The sequence below is a fragment of the Kribbella sp. genome, from assembly GCF_035655035.1.
Lineage (GTDB): Bacteria > Actinomycetota > Actinomycetes > Propionibacteriales > Kribbellaceae > Kribbella.
Map to the genome: position 1 here is coordinate 1 of NZ_DASRVN010000354.1, position 12,853 is coordinate 12,853.

14 protein-coding genes and 1 pseudogene are annotated in these 12,853 nt (G+C 69.0%); 3 read left to right on the top strand and 12 right to left on the bottom strand.

Translation table 11 applies throughout. The features are described from left to right. Together VFF46_RS19660 and VFF46_RS19665 are read left to right on the top strand one after the other, a co-directional pair. On the top strand, window positions 1–513 hold a 513-nt coding region (locus VFF46_RS19660; protein ID WP_414673075.1), incomplete at its 5' end, for a hypothetical protein. Between the two features lie 90 nt (window positions 514–603). Further along, complete coding sequence (locus tag VFF46_RS19665) at window positions 604–1,248, top strand: GNAT family protein (protein WP_325038616.1); 645 nt, start codon at window positions 604–606, stop codon at window positions 1,246–1,248. Window positions 1,249–1,252: 4 nt separating this feature from the next. On the opposite strand, the gene VFF46_RS19670 is transcribed toward VFF46_RS19665, so the two are convergent. Both VFF46_RS19670 and VFF46_RS19675 read right to left on the bottom strand, forming a co-directional pair. Then, window positions 1,253–2,281 carry a Clp protease N-terminal domain-containing protein gene (locus tag VFF46_RS19670; protein ID WP_325038617.1) on the bottom strand — a complete coding sequence of 343 codons (1,029 nt, stop codon included), beginning with the start codon at window positions 2,279–2,281 and terminating at the stop codon, window positions 1,253–1,255. A 72-nt stretch (window positions 2,282–2,353) separates the two neighbouring features. Then, window positions 2,354–2,980 (bottom strand): TetR/AcrR family transcriptional regulator, encoded by a 627-nt coding sequence (locus VFF46_RS19675; protein WP_325038618.1) that lies wholly within the window; start codon window positions 2,978–2,980, stop codon window positions 2,354–2,356. Between the two features lie 68 nt (window positions 2,981–3,048). On the opposite strand from VFF46_RS19675, the gene VFF46_RS19680 reads away from it, so the two are divergent. Next, window positions 3,049–3,594 (top strand): hypothetical protein, encoded by a 546-nt coding sequence (locus VFF46_RS19680; protein WP_325038619.1) that lies wholly within the window; start codon window positions 3,049–3,051, stop codon window positions 3,592–3,594. Between the two features lies 1 nt (window position 3,595). Here VFF46_RS19680 and VFF46_RS19685 read toward each other — a convergent pair whose 3' ends face one another. The 10 genes and pseudogenes from VFF46_RS19685 to VFF46_RS19730 all read right to left on the bottom strand — a co-directional run. Then, entirely contained in the window at window positions 3,596–4,318 is a 723-nt protein-coding gene (locus VFF46_RS19685) for a hypothetical protein (RefSeq protein WP_325038620.1), read from the bottom strand. A gap of 14 nt (window positions 4,319–4,332) precedes the next feature. Beyond that, window positions 4,333–5,772: a hypothetical protein gene (locus tag VFF46_RS19690; protein WP_325038621.1), complete on the bottom strand. Its 1,440-nt coding sequence runs from the start codon at window positions 5,770–5,772 to the stop codon at window positions 4,333–4,335. A 46-nt stretch (window positions 5,773–5,818) separates the two neighbouring features. Next, window positions 5,819–6,442 carry an HAD-IA family hydrolase gene (locus VFF46_RS19695; RefSeq protein ID WP_325038622.1) on the bottom strand — a complete coding sequence of 208 codons (624 nt, stop codon included), beginning with the start codon at window positions 6,440–6,442 and terminating at the stop codon, window positions 5,819–5,821. Between the two features lie 126 nt (window positions 6,443–6,568). Next, complete coding sequence (locus VFF46_RS19700) at window positions 6,569–6,913, bottom strand: VOC family protein (protein ID WP_325038623.1); 345 nt, start codon at window positions 6,911–6,913, stop codon at window positions 6,569–6,571. 80 nt (window positions 6,914–6,993) lie between these two features. Beyond that, window positions 6,994–7,473: a MarR family winged helix-turn-helix transcriptional regulator gene (locus VFF46_RS19705; RefSeq protein ID WP_325038624.1), complete on the bottom strand. Its 480-nt coding sequence runs from the start codon at window positions 7,471–7,473 to the stop codon at window positions 6,994–6,996. Between the two features lie 36 nt (window positions 7,474–7,509). Further along, on the bottom strand, window positions 7,510–9,861 hold the full coding sequence (locus VFF46_RS19710) for an excinuclease ABC subunit UvrA (RefSeq protein WP_325038625.1): 2,352 nt from the start codon (window positions 9,859–9,861) through the stop codon (window positions 7,510–7,512). Between the two features lie 33 nt (window positions 9,862–9,894). Continuing rightward, window positions 9,895–10,305 carry a VOC family protein gene (locus VFF46_RS19715; protein WP_325038626.1) on the bottom strand — a complete coding sequence of 137 codons (411 nt, stop codon included), beginning with the start codon at window positions 10,303–10,305 and terminating at the stop codon, window positions 9,895–9,897. 10 nt (window positions 10,306–10,315) lie between these two features. Beyond that, window positions 10,316–10,759, bottom strand: a complete 444-nt coding sequence (locus VFF46_RS19720) for a helix-turn-helix transcriptional regulator (RefSeq protein ID WP_325038627.1) — start codon at window positions 10,757–10,759, stop codon at window positions 10,316–10,318. Window positions 10,760–10,797: 38 nt separating this feature from the next. Next, a complete protein-coding gene (locus VFF46_RS19725) occupies window positions 10,798–11,751 on the bottom strand; it encodes an endonuclease/exonuclease/phosphatase family protein (RefSeq protein ID WP_325038628.1) in 954 nt (317 codons plus the stop codon). A 41-nt stretch (window positions 11,752–11,792) separates the two neighbouring features. Continuing rightward, window positions 11,793–12,853: pseudogene (locus VFF46_RS19730) on the bottom strand (hypothetical protein); the annotation flags it as partial.

Sequence of the window (12,853 nt, forward strand, 5' to 3'; positions counted from 1 at the left end):
GTCGCCGGACTGCGCACCGCTGAGGCCAGCGACGTCGCGGCACGGGTCATCCTGACCGACGACGAGGCCGGCGTCGTCGTCCAATCGGATCTCGGTACGTGGCCGACGCTCGAGGCCGTCCTGCTCGGCGACGACCCGGACCGCGCCGCCGCCGCGATGATCGACTTCGCACGGACCGTCGGACGGCTGCACGTCACCACGCTGGGCCGTCGCGCCGAGCACGAAGCGGCGCTGGCGGAGTTCGGAACGAACGCACTCGTGACTGACCACGGCGTACGGCTGGTCGACTTCGAAGGCGCGCGCTTCAGCCACCCGGGGTTCGACATATCGTTCCTGCACTACCCGTTCCCCCACCACAGTGCGAACTGGTGCATGTTGCCGGAAGCAATCATCCGGGCCGCGGACGACGCCTACCGCAGTACCGTCGCACTGGACGACCACGACCAGCTGCTCGCGGTCGGCGCGGCGGCTGCCCTCGCCAGCCGGGTGTCCCGCCTGCCCGTGGTTCAGTGAGCTCGCTGCCGCGATGGCTGCCCGCTGGAGCGATGCCACCTGTCCCCCGCCGTGCGTGTTTCCTGCCTTCGACCAGTAAGGTTCCTTGTGATGCTGAGCTATCCCCTCCTCGATGTGCGCGTCAGTACGCCGGTGCTCGAGCTGCGTGGTGCCACGGACGAGCTGCTCGACCAGCTCGCGCCGGTCGTGCACGCGGGCAAGATGAACGCCGAGCCGTCGCCGTACGACGACCCGATCTCGTTCCACGAAACCGATCCTGATATCCGGGTGGTCAAGTGGTTGCGGTCGATCTGGCGCGGCCGCGGGAACGTCGACGCCGACAGGTGGCGGCTGTACTTCGTGGTTGTCGTCGACGGCGAGCCGGTCGGGATGCAGGACGTCGTCGGCGCGAGCTTCTCCACTTTCGGCACCGTCACGTCGTTCTCCTGGCTGTCCGTCGACCACCGCGGCCGCGGACTCGGCAAGGAGATGCGGCAGGCGATCCTGCAGCTCGCGTTCGAGGGCCTCGGCGCGAAGGAGGCGACCAGCGACGCGTTCGTGGACAACCAGGCGTCGAACGCGATCTCCCGCGGCCTCGGGTACGCGCCGGACGGGTTCGACCGGGCGACGCGCCGCGGCGAACCCGCCCTGCTGAACCGGTGGCGGCTCAGCCGAGAGACCTGGGAGCAACACCGCCGTACCGACATCGAGCTGCACAACGTCGACGCCTGCCGCGCGTATCTCCCGTTGTCCTGAGCAACTACTCCGCGAGCCGCGCGGCGGCCTCGGTCTTGATCGTCTCGTGCAGGCTGCCGGACGTGAACCCGAGCTCACGGAGGACCCGGGCCGCGCCGCTGTCCTCGACGCGGATCAGCCCGAGCAGGGTGTGTTCGGTACCGACCCAGTCGTGCCCGAGTTCGCCCGCCGCGCGGAGCGTCTCCTTGATCGCGTCCTTGCTGTCCGGACCGAACGCGATGTGCCCCTGCAGCGCTTCCTCCCCCGCGGCCGGCAGCGCCGCCTCGACCGCGTCGCGGACCTGTTGCTCGGAGGTGGCGTGTGCGGTGAGTACGTCGTACGCCAGTCCCCTGGGCTCCGACAGCAGGCCGAGGAGGAGGTGTTCGGTACCGATGAGGTCGTTCTTGTGCGTACGGGCGGCCTCCTGGGCGAGCACGATGCAGTGCCGGTTCAGGTTCGTGTAGCGCGCGAAGACGTCGGAAGCGCGGGCCTTGTCGGCGTTCGTACCGAGCGCGTCGCCGATGTCGCTCCACGACGCGCCGCTCAGCTTGGCCTCGCTCACGTAGTGGTCGACGAGTTGCTCGCCGAGGTCGGTGAGCGCGCGGGCGCGGCGGCGGGCCTCGGCGATCCGGGTCAGGTCGTCGGCGTCCGGGAGGTCCTCGTACACGCCGGCGATCAGTTCGCCGAGGGTGATGTTCAGTGCTTCGGGTGCGGCCATGGTGTTGTCCTGTCCTGTGAGAAGGGCAACGAGAGAAGTGATGACCTCGCGTGCCGAGGCGCGGTCCGCCTCGACGTGGCGCCAGTACGACAGCACCTCGTCGGCGGCGGCCTGCGGGGTGGCCGCGCGGATGATCGCCGCGATCCGTGGCAGCGGTACGGCGGCCGAGCGGAGCCGGGCGACCAGGCGTGCCTGGTCGACCTGGTCGTCGGTGTAGTACCGGTAGCCGTTGTACGGATCCACCGCGGCGGGCGTCAGCAGGTCGAGTTCGTCGTACAAGCGGAGCGCCTTCGCGGTCAGCCCGCTGGCCCGCGCGAACTCGCCGATGGTCAGCACGTGGGTCCCATCCTCTCGCCTAGGGCGCCGGTGCGCCTGACACCGACCCTCGGCATTCCCCTAAGGTCAAGGTCAATCCGGCTGCCGGCTGCGGTACGTGAGGAGTCCGTCCACGCCGCGTTCGAAGGTTGCGCAGATCGGGTCGGGGTCGCTCAGGCAGCCGGCGGTCATGGCGCCGTCGCGGAGCATCACGAAGTGCTGGGCGGCGGGCTCGGAGTCGGGTTTTCCGGTGGCGGTGAAGAGTTCGGTCATCGTGGTGAGGAACCAGTCGCGGTGCCGGAGGACGGCCTGGTGGACGGGGTGGGTGGGGTCGGGGTACTCGGCGGCGGCGTTCAGGAAGGCGCAACCGCGGAAGCCCTTGCTGCGGATGTCGCCCGTGATGGCCTGGGCGACCTTGCGGATGACGTCGTCGGGGGTCGGGGCGGTACGTGCGTCGGTCACCCGGGCGCGCATCGCGTCGTCCACGGCAGTCAGGTACGCGACGGTCAGGTCGTCCTTGCTCGGGAAATGCCGGTACAGCGTGGCGCGCGTGACCTGCGCTTCCGCGATCACCCGGTCGACGCCGACGGCGTGGATCCCTTCTGCGTAGAAGAGGCCTGTTGCCGTGTTGAGCAGTCGCAGCCGTGCTTCGGACATCCACTTCCCCATCTGGTCGACGTGCTGCTTCGACGGTAGCAGATAGAACGATCGGTCTTGCATTAAATCCAACCGTGGTGCAGACTCCCACGTATACCGATCGTTCTATCTACTCCGTTGAGGAGACCCTCGTGTCCACTGCAACCCTCGAGAACCGCGCCGGAACCACCACGCTGCGCACGCTGTACTTCGTCCGCTTCGGGTTCGCGCTCGTCTGGGCGATCCTGATGCTGGCGATCGCGAAGACCATCACCCCGGTGGCCGGCGTACTGCTGGTGCTCTATCCCCTGTTCGACGTCGCCGCCGCGATCGTCGACTTCCGTACGTCGGGCACCACCCGCCCGAAGACTCCCCTGTACGCCAACATGGCCCTGAGCCTGCTCGCCGCGCTCGGCGTCGCCCTCGCCGCCGCCTCCGGCATCCCGAGCGTCCTCCGCGTCTGGGGCGCATGGGCCATCACCGCCGGCCTCGTCCAGTTGCTCGTCGCCATCCTCCGCTACCGCCTCGGCGCCCAACTCCCGATGATCCTCAGCGGCGCCATCTCCGCACTCGCCGGCACCAGCTTCATCCTGATGGCAGACGGCACCAAAGCGTCACTCACCTCGGTCGCGGGGTACGCCTTCCTGGGCGGAATCTTCTTCCTGCTCTCCGCCATCCGCCTGGCAGGCAAACACTGAGTCAGGTGGTGAGGATGGAGTTGACTCTGGCGGCCAGGTCGGTGCGGTCGGGGTAGGGCGTTGGTATGCCGTCTGGGCCGGTGAGGGTCCAGGTGTTGGTCCAGGTGATGGTGTGGACCTCGTGGCGGTAGTTCTCGAACTCTACGAAGAGGTCGGGGCGGCCTTCGTGGGTGGTGTACCAGGAGGAGAGCAGGTTGAGTTGGGCGAAGCCGCGGCGTGGGGCCAGGCGGCCGTTGTCGCCGCGGTAGCGGACCTTCACGTACGGGCGTGGTTCGCGGTTCCATCTCGTACCGGGTACGCCCGCCGCGCGGTTGTGGCGGTAGTTCGCGTCCCGCAGGTCCTCGTCGCCGGCGAACTCGCAGTGGTACGCCGGGATCACGGCCCGCACCGCCTCGTGCGCGGCCGGATCGTCCGCGTAGAGGCCGTGCACCGCGGGAGACATCGCGACGACCAGGTCGAAGCCGTACCCGGGGTGGCTGAAACCCTTCGCGACCGCGAGCGGGCCGTCTGCCAGGAGCTCGGTGCTGTGCTCCCGGCAGAACGTCAGCATCGCCACCGCGAGACCCTCGTCGTACGAGTCCAGCGCGAACGCCTGGAACGCATGATCCCCGCACAGCGCCGCGGTCGAGTCGAGGCCGGGCGCGTTGCTCCAGTACCAGGCATCGCTCAGACCCTCGAGCCCGGTCACACCCGGCAGGGACGAGTACATCGCGCGCAGATCCATTGCGCACACATTACTCAGTCGAGGATCAGCAGGTCCGCGAATCCGCCGTCGACGGTGATGGTTGCCCGCGACGTTCCCGCCGAACGCCGCAACGGGACCGGAACGGGCCGTCCGGTACGCCGGTCCACGCGGAGCAGCTGGTTGCTGTGGGCAAACGTCAGCGTGATCTCCTGGCGTCCGCCGGCCGCGAACCCGCCGGTGGCGTCGGAGCCGCCCGACGGGTTCGGCGCGATCAGCCCGTTCAGCACCATGAACGCGCGCCGCCCCGGCCGCCACCCGACCCCCGGCAGCGGGCGGAACGTACCGATCAGCACGTCCCCCGGATGCCCGTCGTTCGCGCCGCCGATGTCGCGGGCGCTCACGTCGACGATCCCGGCCGGGTCCGGCGTGAACGAGTCGATCCACTCCGGTTTCCGGTTCGGCACGATCGCCCCCGTGGGGTCGCGATGGACGCCGGTCAGGAAATGCACGTCCTGGGTGAGCAGCTGCACGAGGTACGGCGACAGCGTGCGGCTCTGCCGGACGATGTTCGCGAACTGGCCGAACTGCGGCGAGTGGCTGCCGTCCGGCCGGTTGAACAGGAACACCGCCGGGTCCCGCTCCCACCGGAAACACATCACCCAGCGGGCGCCCATCGTCCACGGCATGAAGTACAGGAACGCCAGCTCGGACTCCGACGGCACGTAGTCGTACGCGTCGTTGGCGCCGCCCTTGAAGCCCTGCGAGTAGTGCCCGAACGCGATCGGCCGCCGATAGTCCCCGTCCAGCCCGGCGAGTGAGACCCGGCGGTAGTGCGCGATGTCGTCGTACGGGTCGGTGAGGTTCCCGGTCTCGTACGGCGCCGGCGACTGGAAGTGGTACCAGTCGGTGGTCAGCAGATCCGGCTTCGCGTATTCGATGTACGTGTGCATCTGCGGCTCCGGCCAGAGCACACCGGTCTGGTTGTTGTGCACGAGTACGTCGTCACCGACCTGCGTGCGAATCACCCCGAACCACTGCCGCAGCCATTCGATCATCTGCTCGCTGTACTGCTCCTCGTCGCCGACGTTCAACGTGAGCAGGTTCTTCGCGTTCGCACGCTGCTCCGGCGTCCAGAGGATCTGCTCGTCCGGCGCCGGACCGCGGTTCAGCTGCCCCCATACGACGTCGCGCGGGTATGCCGCGATCCCCCACGGCGTGTTCCGCGGCAGGGAACTCATCAGCGCGGGGTTGTAGAAGTCGCGCTCGTAGAAGGTCGGCTGGGTGAACGACGACTGGAGCCACTCCGCGGCGGTTGGGGCGTACCGCCCGGTCTGCGGGGTCGTCACCCACGCCCCGGCGCTCAGTCCGCGCTTCATGAAGACGCGGTACGGGCGGGTCAGCTCCAGCGCGGGGGCGGTCGCGCGGGCCGGGAGCGCGGTGGCGCCGGCGGCCGCGGTCGCCAGGGTCAGGCCGAGGAAGTCGCGTCGTCTCATGGCCGAGAATCCTCACCCGCCCCTGACACGGAAGGCAACCCTCTGTTCACGCCGTGGCGTCGACGCCGTGTTCCCGGAAGAGCGCGTGCAGGGTGTCATGGCCTTGGGTGAAGTCCCATTGGCCGGCGCGCAGGCCGGCGGACCGGGCGCCGGTGACGTTCTTCTCGATGTCGTCGATGAACAGGATCGTGCTCGGCTCGGCGCCGATCCGGGTGGCGGCACAGGTGAAGAACGCCGGGTCGGGCTTCGCGACGCCGAGGTCGTAGGAGTAGCAACTGACATCGAACAGCTCGTCGTACCCGAGCGCGGTGCGCATGTGCGCACCGCGGTACTTCTCCTGGTTGGTGCCGAGGTGTACGCCGTACCCGTTTCGCCGGAGTGCTCGCACGACGTCGAGCGACTCCTCGATCAGCACGATGTTCTTCCACACCGCGTCGTACACCTCGGTCACCGACGTCCGTACGCCGTACCGTTCCAACGAGGCCGCCAGCAACGGCAGGTAGTCCCCCTGGCCCGCGAGCATCGGCAGCTCGTCGGACCAGGTCTCGTGCAGGAACGCCTCCGCCCGCTCGCCCAGGTACGGCTCCATCGCCGTGGACCACCCACCCGGAAGGTTCTGCAGCACCCCGTCCGCATCGAACAGCACGTGCCGAACGCTGCGCTCAGTCATGCAGCAGATGATGCCCTACGGGCTCCTCGGCGGGCAGGTGAGTTTCCGGCGGAGCAGGTGGTACGTCGGGCTCACGATGGACGCCGTACAGGGCGGCGCGGACCTCCTGGGGGAGGTTGCACATTGTCAGGACGGGTCTTGGAGGAGGCCGAGCACGTTGCCGTCGGGGTCGGTCACGAGCGCGACCAGGCGGCCGTTCGAGACATCCTTCGGCGGCGACTTGACGGCACCGCCGGCGGCGACGATCGCCTTGATGCGGTCCTCGATGTCGGTCACGTGCCAGTGTGCGATCGGCGCGGTCATGTCGCTGTTCGGGACCAGGCCGATCTGCTGGCCGGCGGCCTCGAAACCGACGTAGTACGGCGAGTCCGCGACCGGCTCGACGCCGAGCAGCGCGGCGTACACCGGCTTCGCCCTCTCGAGGTCGGTCACCGGGTGCAGGATGGTCTGGACGCCTTGCGTGGTGGTCATTTCGTATCTCCGGTTTCTGTGGTCTTCCAACGCCTCCCACGCTATTTCCGGACGACCACCGGACGCTTCTCGATTCCTGATCAGTTCCGCGGTCGGTGGTGGTCGGTGAGCCGGGTGAGCAGCTGGACGAACTGGTCCCGCTCGGCCGGGCGCAGCGGTGCGAGAAGCTCGTCGTGGACGTCGTCCAGGATCTTGTCGAGCTGCTTCAGGTACCGCCGCCCGGCACCGGTGATCGTGATGACGTTGCGGCGCCGGTCGCCGGGATCCGGCGCGCGTTCGACGAGGTCACGCTCGGCCAGCTCGTTGAGTACGCCGACCATGTCGCTGCGGTAGATCCCGGTACGGCGGCTCAGCGTCGCCTGACTACCCGGTCCGTACTCTTCGAGCGACGCCAGCACCGCGTAGTGCCAGCGCCGCGCGTCGACCTTCGCGAGGCTGTCGGTGACCAGCCGGTCCGACTGCATGGTCAGGTGCGACAACAGCCGGCTGGCCCGCCGGCGGAGCCGGTCGGGCGTCTCCCGGCCGCTGTCGTCGGGCATCTCCGCGGCACCGCTGGTCATGACCCGAGCATACCGGTCCGTTAGCCGCACTAACGATCAGGCGACGTACTCCGCGAGGTGCTTGCCGGTCAGGGTCTTCGGCTTCTTGATCAGGTCGGCCGGAGTCCCCTCGAAGACGACCTTGCCGCCGTCGTGCCCGGCGCCCGGGCCGAGGTCGATGATCCAGTCGGCGTGCGCCATCACGGCCTGGTGGTGCTCGATCACGATCACCGACTTGCCGGAGTCGACCAGCCGGTCCAGCAGGCCGAGGAGCTGCTCGACGTCGGCGAGGTGCAGGCCGGTGGTCGGCTCGTCGAGGACGTAGATGCCGCCCTTCTCCCCCATGTGCGTGGCCAGCTTCAGCCGCTGCCGTTCACCGCCGGAGAGCGTGGTCAGCGGCCGGCCGAGCGACAGGTACCCGAGCCCGACGTCCGCGAGCCGTTCGAGGATCTTCTCCGCGGCCGGCGTCCGCGCGTCGCCGTCGGCGAAGAACGGCAGCGCCTCCGAGACCGGCATCGCCAGTACGTCGGCGATGTTCTTCCCGCCGAACGTGTACTCCAGCACCGCCGCCTGGAAACGCCGCCCCTCGCACTCCTCGCACGGGGTCTCGACGGTCGCCATCACGCCGAGCTCGGTGTAGATCACGCCCGCGCCCTTGCACGCCGGGCAGGCGCCCTCGGAGTTCGCGCTGAACAGAGCCGGCTTCACGCCGTTCGCCTTCGCGAACGCCTTCCGGATCGGCTCCAGCAGACCCGTGTACGTCGCCGGATTCGAACGCCGCGACCCGCGGATCGCGCCCTGGTCGATCGCCACCACGCCGTCCCGTCCGGCGATCGACCCGTGGATCAGCGAGCTCTTCCCGGACCCCGCCACCCCGGTCACCACGACGAGGACACCGAGCGGTACGTCGACGTCGACGTCCTGCAGGTTGTTCAGCGAGGCACCGCGGACCTCCAGCACCGACGATGCCGACCGTACCGAGTCCTTCAGCGAGGCCCGGTCGTCCAGGTGCCGCCCGGTCAGCGTCCCGCTGGTCCGCAGCTTCTCGAGGGTCCCTTCGAACACCACCTCGCCGCCGCCGGAGCCCGCGCCCGGGCCGAGGTCGATCACGTGGTCGGCGATCGCGATCGTCTCCGGCTTGTGCTCGACGACCAGTACGGTGTTGCCCTTGTCGCGCAGCTGCAGGAGCAGCTCGTTCATCCGCTGGATGTCGTGCGGGTGCAGCCCGATGGTCGGCTCGTCGAACACGTACGTGACGTCGGTCAGCGACGACCCGAGGTGCCGGATCATCTTGGTCCGCTGCGCCTCGCCGCCGGACAGCGTGCCGGCCGGGCGGTCCAGCGACAGGTACCCGAGCCCGATGTCGACGAACGCCCGCAGCGCCTCGCCGAGCGCCTTCAGCAGCGGGGCGACCGACGGCGCCTTGAGCTTGTGGACCCAGGCGGCCAGGTCGGTGATCTGCATCGCGGTCAGGTCCGCGATGTTCAGCCCGTTGATCTTGGACGACCGGGCCTCCTCGCCCAGCCGCGTGCCGCCGCAGTCCGGGCAGGTCGTGAACGTCACTGCCCGCTCCACGAACGCGCGGATGTGCGGCTGCATCGCGTCCACGTCCTTGGACAGGAACGACCGCTGGATCGCCGGGATGATCCCGTTGTAGGTGAGGTTGATGCCCTCGACCTTGATCTTGGTCGGCTCCTTGTGCAGCAGGTCGTGCAGTTCCTTCTTGGTGTACTTCTTGATCGGCTTGTCCATGTTGAAGAAGCCGGAGCCGCGGAAGATCCGCCCGTACCAGCCGTCCATGCTGTACCCGGGGATCGTCAGCGCGCCCTCGTTCAGCGACTTCTCGGCGTCGTACAGCGCGGTCAGGTCGAAGTCGGTGACCGAGCCCATACCCTCGCAGCGCGGGCACATGCCGCCGGCATACACCTGCTCGCGGACGACCGTCGTCTGGCCCGCGCCCTTGTCCGCCTTCATCGCGCCGGTCGCGGTGCGCTTCGGGACGTTGAACGAGTACGCCGTCGGCGGGCCGATGTGCGGCTCGGCGATCCGGCTGAACAGGATCCGGAGCATCGCGTTCGCGTCGGTCGCCGTACCGACGGTGGACCGCGGGTTGGCGCCCATCCGCTCCTGGTCGACGATGATCGCGGTGGTCAGGCCGTCCAGTACGTCGACCTCCGGGCGGGCCAGCGTCGGCATGAACCCCTGGACGAACGCGCTGTACGTCTCGTTGATCAGCCGCTGCGACTCGGCCGCGACCGTGCCGAACACCAGCGAGCTCTTACCGGATCCGGACACCCCGGTGAACGCGGTCAGCCGGCGCTTCGGGATCTCGACGCTGACGTCCTTCAGGTTGTTCACCCGGGCGCCGGTCACCCGGATCATGTCGTGGCTGTCGGCAACGTGGTCCATGCGCGTCTGCTCCAAAGGTTCCAGAAGGTGAGGTCAGCGGGCCTGGTTGATCCGGACGTGGTTCCCGGCCGGGTCGCGGAACGCGCAGTCGCGGACGCCGTACGGCTGGTCGACGGGCTCCTGGATGACCTCGGCGTCGCTGGCCTGCAGCCGCTCGAACAGGCCGTCGACGTCGTCGGTCTGCAGTACGACGGTGGCGTACGTGCCCTTGGCCATCATCTCGAAGATGGTCTTCCGTTCGTCCTCGGTGATCCCGGGGTCGACGGCCGGCGGGGTGAGCACGATCGAGGTGTCCGGCTGGCCGGGCGGGCCGACCGTGATCCAGCGCATCCCCTCGTACCCGACGTCCATCCGGACCTCGAAGCCGAGCAGGTCGCGGTAGAACTTCAGCGACTCCTCGGGGTCGGTGTGCGGCAGGAAGCTGTTCAGGATCTTGAGACTCATGCGGGTCACGCTACGTGCCCGAGGCTGGAGTTGCTTCTCGATTCCTGATCGGTCGCGTCACCTGTTTCGCGACACACGACGGAATCCCGACCGTGGCGTCGGCGGCCGCGTCCTTGTAGACGCTCGGCGGCATCCCGACCAGCTCGGTGAACCGGGTGCTGAAGGTGCCGAGCGACTGGCACCCGACCTCGAAGCAGACGTCGGTGACGCTCATCCCGCCGCGCCGCAGCAGCATCATCGCGCGCTCGATCCGGCGCGTCATCAGATACCCGTACGGCGACTCTCCGTAAGCGCGCTTGAACTCGCGACTCAGGTGCCCCGCGGACATGTGCGCGCCCCGGGCGAGCGCCTCGACGTCCAGTGGCTGGGCGTATTCGCGGTCGATACGATCCTTGACGCGCCGCAGCCGCGCCAGGTCCTGGAGGCGCTGCGCGTCCGTCGTCCCGCTACTCACAGTCGTAATCCTGCCATATCAGCCTCCGTCAGCCCCTGTCAGCCACACGGCCCGATCGTCGAGATCAGTCCATGATGGTCCGACTTCGGCACCGGGTACCAGGAGCTGTCGCCGGAACACCAGCCGGGTTTGACCATCAGGTGGTCGATCCGGACCAGCAGCGCGGCCCACTTGCCGATCTGGGACGGACGGCCCCAGTGGTCGAGCATCGCGTCCTTCAGGTGGCTGGTCAGCACCCGGTAGTCGCGGCCGCGGTCGGTGGTGTTCAGGTCACCGGTGACCACGACCGGCCGGTCGTCGCGCTGGACGCGGGCGGCGATCTGCTCGATCAGGCGGTGGTGCCCGGCGACGGTTGTCTCGTACGGGCGCCCCGTGTCGGTCGATTGCGCGTACGTCGACCCGTCGGAGGTCCACCACGGACGCGGTACATGTACGGCGATCAGGTCGAACTCGCCCGTCGGCGCGTGCACCCGGAGCAGGTAACCGGGCAGGTCGGGGCCGGGCTGTTCCAGGACGGTCAGCGGCCAGCGGCTGAAGATGCCGATCGACGGGCCGTTCCAGTCGGCGACGTGGTCCGGGTACGCCTGGGCCAGCCGCTCGGTCAGCGGCTGCCCGATCTCCGACACGACGAGTACGTCGGCGTGCAGCCCGAGCAGGGTGTCGGCGCCGTCGAGCTCGCCGACGCCGATGTTCGCGGCCGCGACCCGGACACCACGCCCGGCGGCGACCGTACCGGTGCCGTGCGGGATCCACGGGCCGAACGTCGCGACGATCCCGACCAGCAGCGTCGACACCGCGAACGCGACCGCGGCCCGTCGCCGGCGGCCGAGTACGCCGACGACGACAGCCACGACCAGGGTGAGCATCGGCAGCACGATCGCGACCACGTCGGTGACCACACCGGCCCGGTCCCGCACCACGAACCATGCCCACGGCAACAATCCGGCGATCACGATCCCCACGGACCGCCGTACCAGCGGTTCCCCCTCCACGCCCCCAGGCTATGTCACGGCGCGGCGTCCGTCAGCCGGTCTCAGCTCCCGCTCAGCCGGGCTCCCCAGTTCAAGTAGGCGACGTTGGCCAGGAGCCAGCCGAAGCCGATGGCCTGTTGGCCGTCGCGTTCCGGCGTCGGCTGGTTGTGGTTGTAGAGGGCCAGGCAGTGAGCATGCACCTGCGGGTCCCACGGTGTCACCTGCATCCAGCGGGGTGCCTGAGCGGCGACCGACCGGCCGCCGAGCGGGCCACCGCCGCCGACGGTGGTGTGGATCGCGGGCAGGCCGTCGGGGTCGGTGGCAGCGACGTTCCGGGTGAAGGTACGGGCGATCCGGCTCATGTCCCGGCCGGTGAACGCCAGCTTCGCGCGGAACGCCCGTACGGCGAACTCGACGTCGATCGCACCGTGGCTGATGTCCTCGAACTGCCGCGCCGGCCCTCCCGACGGCGTGAAGATCGAGACGTCGGTCTCCGGGTCCCCGGTCTTCGCGAAGCCGTCGTAGATGTGCCCGCCCGTCGGCCAGTAGTGCCAGACGTAGGCGTCTCCGCTGTCGGCGGTGAGCTGCGCCGCGAGCATCCGCCCCATTGCCGCCGCCTTCGCCCGGTACGCCGGGTCGCCGGTCACCAGTGCGAGTTCGACGAGCGTCTGCCCGAGTCCGACGGACTGGTTGATCGGCTGCTCGCATCCGTCGTACGGCAGCGGCTGGGTCTTCGGCCAGACCAGGTAGCCGCCGTCGCGGTACTCCCAGTCGTGCACGGCGACGGCCTCGCGGCAGGCGGTCAGGTACTCGGACGCCTTCCGCCAGTACCGCCGGCGCAGTACCGGTGAGCTCGCGACGATCCGGACGAAGGCGGCGATCGGGTACGTGATCATGCCGGTGTGTACGGCGAAGATCACCGGCATGCAGTGCATCGGGTAGCTGCCGAACGCCGGTACGGCGCCTGGCCGCGCACCCCGATCGAATGCTGTCAACTGCAGCGGCCCGGGGGCGGCCGCATAGATACGTGTCACCGCGTAGTCCGGGCTCGCCGGGTCCAGCGAGAGGTCTGTGTGCGTGACCGACCGGTTCACTGACGTGTTCTCGAGCCGGACAGTGAAGG

Bases quoted from the DNA above. Each gene is read 5' to 3' on its own strand.
- VFF46_RS19685 (WP_325038620.1), bottom strand. From the start codon at position 4,318: ATGGATCTGCGCGCGATGTACTCGTCCCTGCCGGGTGTGACCGGGCTC.
- VFF46_RS19705 (WP_325038624.1), bottom strand. From the start codon at position 7,473: ATGACCAGCGGTGCCGCGGAGATGCCCGACGACAGCGGCCGGGAGACG.
- VFF46_RS19665 (WP_325038616.1), top strand. From the start codon at position 604: ATGCTGAGCTATCCCCTCCTCGATGTGCGCGTCAGTACGCCGGTGCTC.
- VFF46_RS19695 (WP_325038622.1), bottom strand. From the start codon at position 6,442: ATGACTGAGCGCAGCGTTCGGCACGTGCTGTTCGATGCGGACGGGGTG.
- VFF46_RS19675 (WP_325038618.1), bottom strand. From the start codon at position 2,980: ATGCAAGACCGATCGTTCTATCTGCTACCGTCGAAGCAGCACGTCGAC.
- VFF46_RS19715 (WP_325038626.1), bottom strand. From the start codon at position 10,305: ATGAGTCTCAAGATCCTGAACAGCTTCCTGCCGCACACCGACCCCGAG.
- VFF46_RS19700 (WP_325038623.1), bottom strand. From the start codon at position 6,913: ATGACCACCACGCAAGGCGTCCAGACCATCCTGCACCCGGTGACCGAC.
- VFF46_RS19690 (WP_325038621.1), bottom strand. From the start codon at position 5,772: ATGAGACGACGCGACTTCCTCGGCCTGACCCTGGCGACCGCGGCCGCC.
- VFF46_RS19710 (WP_325038625.1), bottom strand. From the start codon at position 9,861: ATGGACCACGTTGCCGACAGCCACGACATGATCCGGGTGACCGGCGCC.